This is a genomic window from Planktothrix sp. FACHB-1355 (assembly GCF_014748295.1).
GTDB classification, from domain to species: Bacteria; Cyanobacteriota; Cyanobacteriia; order Cyanobacteriales; family Aerosakkonemataceae; genus Aerosakkonema; species Aerosakkonema funiforme_A.
The window spans coordinates 1-2,215 of the sequence record NZ_JACJUP010001139.1; the positions used below are offsets into that span (position 1 = coordinate 1).

Annotated in this window: 3 protein-coding genes; all 3 read right to left on the minus strand. The window is 38.3% G+C overall.

Going from position 1 to position 2,215, the window contains the following annotated elements:
• Window positions 1-299: hypothetical protein (locus H6S82_RS29960; RefSeq protein ID WP_199317995.1), on the minus strand; the 299-nt coding region annotated here is incomplete at its 3' end.
• 323 nt (window positions 300-622) lie between these two features.
• Complete coding sequence (locus H6S82_RS33795; RefSeq protein ID WP_190463548.1) at window positions 623-1,642, minus strand: 3-oxoacyl-[acyl-carrier-protein] synthase III C-terminal domain-containing protein; 1,020 nt, start codon at window positions 1,640-1,642, stop codon at window positions 623-625.
• 82 nt (window positions 1,643-1,724) lie between these two features.
• The gene (locus H6S82_RS29970; RefSeq protein ID WP_190463550.1) at window positions 1,725-2,162 is read right to left on the minus strand and encodes a dTDP-4-dehydrorhamnose 3,5-epimerase; all 438 of its coding nucleotides are present in this window, start codon (window positions 2,160-2,162) and stop codon (window positions 1,725-1,727) included.
• Window positions 2,163-2,215: the final 53 nt, after the last annotated feature.

Here is a 2,215-nt window from a genome sequence, read left to right on the forward strand (position 1 = left end):
TATGAATTTATATTTATGTACCATACATAGCATAGAATTAACCCTAATAGAGAAGATACTAAAAGTAAGGTTTCTCCAGTTCCAGAGAAGAGCTTTTTGTTGGTGTCAGCTAATAAAGAAAGTAATGCTAGTAATATTGATAGTAGTGACACGTAGAAGGTATTCATCTTTCCTCTTCTCTCAGTGATTCTATCCATCATTTCGACATACATTTTGTATTGCTCTAGCAATATCTTCCGATCCTCATCAGTTATTTTGCGATCCTTGTTTTGTTCTTCTTGTGCTTGTTTTTGAGTCATTTTTTAAAAGCCTCTTATTTTTAAATAAATTATGTTTATTCTAAAAAATATAGTTTTTATTCACTCATGCCTGTTAAGTATTGCTCAACCTTAGTAACTGGGTTGCTCGCACACTTTAATTAGACGAGATGGCTTGTATTTGATTTAATTTAAAATTTAACATCTTTCGAGCCTAAGAAAACTTAAAAAAAGCTTAAATTTTCTGACAATCTGATTTACGGGAGTTTAGGCTTATCCCACGGTAAGGCGTTATTAACCTAAACTCCCATAAACTAGGGTGGGCATTGCCCACCCTACTAAATCTGCCTAAAGATAGGCTTGGGTTAATATTTTAATACGATCGCAGCCCAGGAAAAGCCTGTAGCGCTATTTGCCAATACTACGATATTGCCAGGTTTTACTAAATTTTGTTCTAAAGTTTTGGCCAAACCAAATAGAGTATCGGCAGCACCCATGTGACCGTATTCTGATAAAGAAATAAAAGTGTTTCTCTCTGTCAAACCTAGAGACTGAAGAATACTGAGAGAGACTTTTTTCTTAACTTGATTCATAAATATAAAATTGATATCGTTTGAAGAATAACCGCTTTTATGCAAGGCGGTTTTTATAACTTCTAAATAGTTAGTTAAGTAGATTTCTGAAAAAATCTTTTCTAGGGTTTTGGGATTTTTGACGGTTAAATAGTTAAAAGTGCGATCGTACAGATCATTACAGCCAAAAAACTTGGTTCCGCCTCCTTCAACCTTGATATAATCGGCTAATTCCCCGTTAGTAATGCCATGATAGGCTAATATCTGATTAGTAGTTTCCCCTTTTCGTAAAATCGCCGCTGCTGCACCATCAGCCATAATAAATGTGGATAGGCAATCTTTATCTGCATAATTAAGAAGTACAGATAATTTATCGCTACAGACTACGAGGGCGTAACGGGCATCGGGATTAGCAAGCAACATATTACTGCAAATATGAATCCCTAAATTTCCACCATTACAAAAGTTCCTCACTTCAAATGAAAAAGCATTTGTAGCGCCGATTTTATCTTGTATCTTAGCCGCAGGAGACCAAAAACTGTAATCGTAGTGACCTGCACCGCAAAAAGCGATAAAGTTAATTTCTTGAGGAAGAATTCTTGCTTGTTCGATCGCATTTAACGCCGCTTTAATGCCCATATCGCTGGGATGTTCGTCCACTTCTGCGATATGTTTTTGCTGCATTCCGATTTTTTCTATAAAAACCGATACTGGAAAATTCGACAGCTGCGCTATTTCCTCGCTGGTTAAAATCCGCGAGGGAATATAGTATCCTATAGCTGCAATTCCAATTGTGTCTGTTTGGTTATTCACCTGCTTAATTCCGGGTGTAGAAGCTTCTCCCCTTTTCTAAAGGGGAACGTCTCACTTCATTTAGTTTAGCTATTAGCACCTCTCAAACTTTTACCGAACAGCGGAATTCTTTTAACAGCGCCTCAGCAACTCCCAAGTTGTAAGGAAAAGGTGGTTTCACAGGACGATAATCGCGCTCGTGGGGTGGGCCATGACGCAGTACTGCGTTTACTAATAGACACGGTTCATCGCTGAGATTGATTGCTCCGTGCAGAACGCCGACTGGGATTGTCACTACTTTTGGTTGACAATCGCTCATCAGTGTGTATTGATAGCGCCGATTTTCTAAGGTGACCAGTACAAAGGTTCCCCGCACTACGAAAAGTTGGTCTGTTTGAAATCTGTGTACAAACATCTCTTCGATTGTACAAGGCGGTATTTGCACCAGCATCGTCTCGTCACTGGACTGAGGGGTATAAAACTCTGTCATACCCGCTTTTACTGAACTTAAAGGACGAATTTGAATTGTTCTTAAGGTCATAGAAAATCCTGTCAAACTGGTGTTTTATCTTTAGTCTAGCGCGGTAAATTTAA